At 67.4% G+C, this 5,846-nt stretch carries 6 protein-coding genes and 6 tRNA genes; 4 read left to right on the forward strand and 8 right to left on the reverse strand.

The window, feature by feature from the left end:
- From RCJ92_RS14600 to RCJ92_RS14635, 8 genes are all read right to left on the reverse strand, one after another.
- On the reverse strand, window positions 1-960 hold a 960-nt coding region (locus tag RCJ92_RS14600; protein ID WP_446754947.1), incomplete at its 3' end, for a benzoate/H(+) symporter BenE family transporter.
- A 272-nt stretch (window positions 961-1,232) separates the two neighbouring features.
- Entirely contained in the window at window positions 1,233-1,460 is a 228-nt protein-coding gene (locus tag RCJ92_RS14605; RefSeq protein ID WP_246049499.1) for an antitoxin, read from the reverse strand.
- Window positions 1,461-1,648: 188 nt separating this feature from the next.
- A tRNA-Gly gene (locus RCJ92_RS14610) sits at window positions 1,649-1,724 on the reverse strand.
- A 38-nt stretch (window positions 1,725-1,762) separates the two neighbouring features.
- Window positions 1,763-1,834: transfer RNA gene (locus tag RCJ92_RS14615), tRNA-Val, on the reverse strand.
- Window positions 1,835-1,883: 49 nt separating this feature from the next.
- Window positions 1,884-1,959, reverse strand: a tRNA-Gly gene (locus tag RCJ92_RS14620).
- Between the two features lie 30 nt (window positions 1,960-1,989).
- A tRNA-Val gene (locus RCJ92_RS14625) sits at window positions 1,990-2,061 on the reverse strand.
- Window positions 2,062-2,096: 35 nt separating this feature from the next.
- A tRNA-Cys gene (locus RCJ92_RS14630) sits at window positions 2,097-2,167 on the reverse strand.
- A 57-nt stretch (window positions 2,168-2,224) separates the two neighbouring features.
- Window positions 2,225-2,297 (reverse strand) — tRNA-Gly (locus RCJ92_RS14635).
- A gap of 195 nt (window positions 2,298-2,492) precedes the next feature.
- Between RCJ92_RS14635 and RCJ92_RS14640 the strand changes: the two genes are divergently transcribed.
- From RCJ92_RS14640 to RCJ92_RS14655, 4 genes are all read left to right on the forward strand, one after another.
- A complete protein-coding gene (locus RCJ92_RS14640) occupies window positions 2,493-3,359 on the forward strand; it encodes a cytochrome (RefSeq protein WP_446754948.1) in 867 nt (288 codons plus the stop codon).
- 118 nt (window positions 3,360-3,477) lie between these two features.
- Window positions 3,478-4,044, forward strand: a complete 567-nt coding sequence (def, locus tag RCJ92_RS14645; RefSeq protein ID WP_446754949.1) for a peptide deformylase — start codon at window positions 3,478-3,480, stop codon at window positions 4,042-4,044.
- A gap of 1 nt (window position 4,045) precedes the next feature.
- Window positions 4,046-4,978 (forward strand): methionyl-tRNA formyltransferase, encoded by a 933-nt coding sequence (gene fmt, locus RCJ92_RS14650; protein ID WP_446754950.1) that lies wholly within the window; start codon window positions 4,046-4,048, stop codon window positions 4,976-4,978.
- Window positions 4,975-5,846, forward strand: an 872-nt coding sequence (locus RCJ92_RS14655) for a transcription antitermination factor NusB (protein WP_446754951.1), incomplete at its 3' end; no start/stop codon positions are given. The genes fmt and RCJ92_RS14655, both read left to right, overlap by 4 nt.

Here is a 5,846-nt window from a genome sequence, read left to right on the forward strand (position 1 = left end):
GGCCGCCAGGGTGGCGATGGCGGTGGAACCGGCCGCGAAGACCAGGTCGAACGCGCCGGAGCTGAACGAGGCGCGCCAGCGCCGGGCCGGATCCTGCCCGGCCTGTTCCCCGGCGGCCAGGGCGGCGGAGATCGCTGCCAGGTTGATCGCGTGGCCGCCAAAGAGCGCCCCGATCCCCGAACCGGTCCCGGTGACCAGCATTGCCGGCCGCCAGGGCACCCGGTAGCCGAAGGAGGACATCACCGCCACGCCCGGCACATTTTGTGAGGCCATGGTGACGATGAACAGCGGGACGCTGATCCCGGCGATGGCGGTGGGATTGAACTCCGGGGCCACCCACTGCATCTGCGGCAGCGCCGACACCTCACCCCAGGTTCCGGTGCTGGTGATGTGCCACATGCCCAGCAGCACGGCGGCGAGCATTGTCACCGCCACCGCGAAGCGCGGCAGCAGCCGCAGCCCGATGAGGAAGACCAGCAGGATGACCAGCGCGGCCATTGGGATCACCGCCAGGGACGTGAACGGCTTCAGGCACAGCGGGATCAGCACCCCGGCCAGCATGCCCTGGGCGATCGGCACCGGAATGCGTCCCAGCAGCCGCTGCAGCACCGGGAGCAGCCCGGAAAGCACAATGAGGGCGGCACTGACGATGAACGCGCCCACCGCCTCGGCGAAGCCGTAGGAGCCCGAGCCCAGACTGGCGAGCATCGCCGCACCCGGGGTGGACCAGGCGATCGTGATCGGAATCCGGTGCCAGAGCGAGAGCAGCATGGTGCTCAGCCCGGTCAGCAGCGTCAGGGCCAGCAGACCGGAGGCGGCCTGGCCTTCGTCGGCTCCCACATTCAGCAGCCCGGTCAGCACCACCGCGAAGGAGGAGGTGAACCCGACCATGGTGGTGACGAACCCGGCCATGACCGCGTCGGAGAGGGTGTTGGGGCGTGCTGGGAGTTCTGTGGGCATGACTCCTTTCCTAGCCGCCACCTGTGATGTTGGCGAAATTTGTTTCAGGCTGTTGCGCTGGCCGGGCCATGGCGCGGCCGGCGCCGGCCTGTGAGGAATGGGCGATGCGGACACTTGTCCGCCCGGGGGGGGAGGCGGGGCAGTGTCCGCCTTGCGGGAAGCGCCCTGGAGCGGCGGACACGCGGCTGCAGATAGGCGAAGGGCGCCGAACCGGTGGTTCGACGCCCTTCTACGCGCTTGGGGCGATGCCCGACTAGACGCGCAATAAACGGCTATGGCGTGTTATCGCCCTTGAGCTTGTTCAGGAGGTTGCGCGCTCCGTCTTGAACCGAGTCGACCTTGTCGGCGTACTTGCCGCCGGTCTTCTCATCGACGAAGTTTCCGGCCTTATCGATGCCGTTGGCCACCTTTTCTGAATTCTCTGCGGCAAACTGGCCAGCCTTGTGCGCCAGTCCTTCGGCTTTGCCCTTCAGCTCGTCAAAACCTGACAAAAAGGCCACCTCCCTTCAACGCTGGGAACACCTGCCGTCCCCACTCTTGTGGATATGGTAAACCGAACAGCGGTGCCGGGGGAAGGTTTGAACCGCCGTCGGCAAGAATTCAGCCATCAGCGAGATGCATGCATGCATGGGCTGGAGGTGCTGGCGGGAAAAGCAGAAGGCCACCCGTGGGGGTGGCCTTCTGACAGTGGAGCGGACAACGAGGTTCGAACTCGCGACCTCAACCTTGGCAAGGTTGCGCTCTACCAGCTGAGCTATGTCCGCATGTTGTGTTGAACATTAATCATACGATGAATGTCCAGTGCGCGATACTGGGATCGAACCAGTGACCTCTTCCGTGTCAGGGAAGCGCGCTACCGCTGCGCCAATCGCGCCGAATTTCCGAAGAGTCTCGGCCAAGCACCTAGGATACCCCAGGAACTTTGGAGCGGACAACGAGGTTCGAACTCGCGACCTCAACCTTGGCAAGGTTGCGCTCTACCAGCTGAGCTATGTCCGCGTAAACAGCCATCCGAGGATGAATGTCCAGTGCGCGATACTGGGATCGAACCAGTGACCTCTTCCGTGTCAGGGAAGCGCGCTACCGCTGCGCCAATCGCGCAAAAAAGATAATGCCTGAGGCAAATGCCTCCAGCGAGGTGGGGACGGGATTCGAACCCGCGTATACGGCTTTGCAGGCCGCTGCCTCGCCTCTCGGCCACCCCACCAGGTCCGGTCGGTAAACCGGGCGTGGATCGGCGAACCGATCCGGTGATCTTTTTGCGAGCGGACAACGAGGTTCGAACTCGCGACCTCAACCTTGGCAAGGTTGCGCTCTACCAGCTGAGCTATGTCCGCAAAATTGGAAGTTCATCTGCCGTTTCGGCGTCTTTCCAACGAGTAAAAACTCTATACGAGAAAATGCCGAAGCACCAAATCCAAAAGCTGAGATCTGGTTCACAGCCGCTTTTTCCCCGCCGCGCCCCGCGAATCGGTACCGAATCTGGAGCGGACTAGGGCTGAAGTGTCGGGGCGGTATGCCATGATCGCACTATGACTTCCCCTCGGTTGGCCGTACAGACAGCACTGGGACGAATGTATGCCCGCGAGGTCGGCGGGCAGCCAGCCGTCCCGTCCATCACCACCGTGATCGGCATGGAGAAGGTCGATCTGACCGGGTGGGCCGGCTACCTGGCCGCCAAGACGCTGTCCGAGGACGCCCGGCTGCCGCTGGCCACCGGCGACCCATCGATCATGCGCCGGCTGGTGCGCGATTCGGCCTCCGCCGCCGAAGGCCACCGGGACCTGGCCGCCGCCCGCGGGGACCGGGTACACAACTACGCGGAGCAGTACGCGTTGCGGGAAATGGGCAAGCCGCATGAGCTGGACGCGGCGCTGGCGGCGCTGCCGGAGAACGGCGAACTGGGCTTCGTGCGGCATTTCGAGACCTGGTGGCGCGACTTCAAGGTGGAGCCGATCGCCGCGGAGGTGACCGTGTGGAACCAGAGCGTGGGCTACGCCGGCACCATCGACCTGGTCGCCCGCATCGGCGGCCAGGTTTGCCTGGTGGACTACAAGACCCGCGGCACCGACCGTGAGGGACAGGTCAAGTCCCCGGACCCGAAGGTCATCATGCAGCTGGCGGCGGCCGCGAAGGCCGAGGAGCACAGCATCGACCCGGTCGCCGGGACCTGGGAGCCGTGGCCGTTCGATACCGATGTGATGTTGCTGGCAGTCGCGCTGGGCGAGGTCGGGGCGCGCACCTTCACCGCCCGGCCCAGCTCCATGCCCGCCTACTGGTCCAAGTTCTGGGCACTGCACCGCACCTGGCAGGCGCAGTACCAGCTGCTGCAGCAGCCCTCGGGGCTGATCGAGATCGGCCCGCCCCCACAGCCCGGCGCCGCCCGGCCCGTAGACTAGGACAAGAGTTGATCCGGCCCTGGCCGGATCCCTGCGCTGACGCCACGGGCAGAGATCCTCAAATCCTGGCGGGGCCGCATGCTGAGAAGTCACACGTTGAAAGGACGACGCACCGATTATGGCGGTATTGGGAATTCGGATTATCGGGGATCCTGTTCTACGCACCAGGGCACAGGAGGTCACCGAGTTCGGGCCCGAGGTCCAAAAGCTCGTAGAGGACATGGACCAGACCATGGAGAAAGTCGAGGGCGCCGGGTTGGCCGCACCCCAGGTCGGGGTGTCGCTGCGGGTGTTCACCTACCAGATCAACGGGCAGCGCGGGCACATCATCAACCCGGTGCTGGAACTAAGCCAGGACTACCAGCCGGACGTGGTGGAGGGGTGCCTGTCCATCCCCGGCATCGCCGCCCCGGTCCCGCGCCGCCGGCACGCCAAGGCCACCGGTTTTGACAAGTACGGCAACCCGATCACGATCGAGGGCGAGGGGCTGCTGGCGCGCTGCATCCAGCACGAAACCGACCACCTGGACGGGATCCTGTTCCTGGAGCGCCTTTCCGACGCCGAACGCAAGGCCGCGTGGAAGAAGCTGCGGGCCAGCAACTACCAGAACACCGCCGCCAGCACCGTGCAGCAGCGCTCCGGGGCCCTGGGCTCCAGCTTCGGTGCCGGACTGGGAGGCAACTAGCATGCGCATCCTCTTTGCCGGCACCCCGGAGGTCGCCGTCACCTCCCTGGACCACCTGGTGGACGCGGGGTTCGACGTGGCCGCGGTGCTCACCCGGCCCGACGCCCCGCTGGGGCGCAAACGCGTGCTCACCCCTTCCCCGGTCGCCCAGCGGGCCGAGGAGCTGGGCCTGCAGATCATCAAGGCAGCCAAGATCGACGCGCAGGTCACCGAACAGCTAACCGCGCTGGACCTGGACGCCGCCGCCATCGTCGCCTACGGGGGACTGGTGCCGCAGGGCGCGCTGCAGGTGCCGCGCCACGGCTGGATCAACCTGCACTTCTCCCTGCTGCCGCAGTGGCGCGGGGCCGCGCCGGTGCAGCACGCCATCATCTTCGGCGATGACATCACCGGTGCGGTGACCTTCCAACTGGAAACCGGGCTGGATACCGGCCCGGTGTTCGGGCAGGTGACCGAGCCGATCGGGGCGATGGACACCGCCGGGGCCCTGCTGCAGCGGCTGAGCGACAGCGGCTCCCGGCTGCTGGTCGACACGCTGCAGGCCCTGGACGCGGGGATCGCCCGCCCCGAACCGCAGACCGGATCGGGCAGCTACGCGCCGAAGATCACCGATGCCGATGCGCAGCTGGACTTTACCCGCCCCGCCACCGAAATCCGCCGCCGCGCCCACGGCACCAGCCCGTTCCCGGGTCCCTGGATCAAGCTCGCCGACGGGCGCTTCAAGTTCGGCGCGCTGCGTGAACACCCGCAGGTCAGCGACCTGGCGCCCGGCCAGGTGCGGATCGAACCGGGCAAGCGCCCTCGGGTGCTGGTGGGCACCGGCACCTGGGCGCTGGAGCCAACCCAGATCCAGCCGCCGGGCAAGAAAATGATGGACGCCGCCGACTGGGCCCGCGGCCTGTTGGCCAACGGCACGGAAGTGAGTTTCGCATGAGCCCCAGCAGCCAGGATTCCGCCCCACGGCGCAACGAACACGGGCGCACCCGCAACCGCGGGCAGCGCGGCCCGCGCCAGTACAGCGCCGCCGCCCCCGGCCAGCGCAAGCGCAGCGCGGATCCGGCCCGGCTGGTGGCCTTCAAGGCGCTGCGGGAGGTCTCCGGCTCGGACGCCTACGCGAACCTGGTGCTGCCCCGGCTGATCCGCGACCACCGGCTGGACAAGCGGGACGCGGCGTTCGCCACCGAGCTGGCCTACGGCGCGTTGCGCGCCCAGGGTTTCTACGACGCGGTGCTGGCCACCCTGGTCGACCGTGAACTTGGCGAACTGGACCCGGCGATCCTGGACGCCCTGCGTCTGGGTGCCCACCAGCTGCTGGCGATGCGGGTGCCGAACCATGCGGCGCTGGATGAAACCGTGTCCCTGGCCCGCGCCCAGATCGGTGCCGGGCCTTCCGGGCTGATCAACGCGGTGCTGCGCCGGGTCAGCGCGAAGGACGCCCAGGCCTGGAAGGATGAGATCACCGCCACCGCCGCCAACGAATCCCAGCGCCTGGGTCTGGAGCACGCGCACCCGGAATGGATCGTGCGGGCCCTGCGCCAGGCCCTGGTCACCCACGGGCGCCCGGCCGAGGAAATCACCGAACTGCTGCAGGCCGACAATGCCGCACCGGTGGTGAACCTGGTGGCCCTGCCCGGTCTGGGGGACCTTGACGCGGTGCTTGAGGCCGGCGCGCAGGCCGGGCCGCTGGTGGCCGGGTCCGCGACCTACCAGCACGGGGACGTCACCCGGGTGCCCGGGGTGCGCGAGGGGAGCGTGCGCGTGCAGGACGCCGGCAGCCAGGTGGTCGCCCACGCCCTGGCCGA

It is taken from the genome of Glutamicibacter sp. BSL13 (genome assembly GCF_052928425.1).

What these genes read in the sequence shown, in the direction of transcription:
- RCJ92_RS14640 (WP_446754948.1), top strand. Translation starts at nt 2,493, where the DNA reads ATGACTTCCCCTCGGTTGGCCGTACAGACAGCACTGGGACGAATGTAT.
- fmt (WP_446754950.1), top strand. Translation starts at nt 4,046, where the DNA reads ATGCGCATCCTCTTTGCCGGCACCCCGGAGGTCGCCGTCACCTCCCTG.
- def (WP_446754949.1), top strand. Translation starts at nt 3,478, where the DNA reads ATGGCGGTATTGGGAATTCGGATTATCGGGGATCCTGTTCTACGCACC.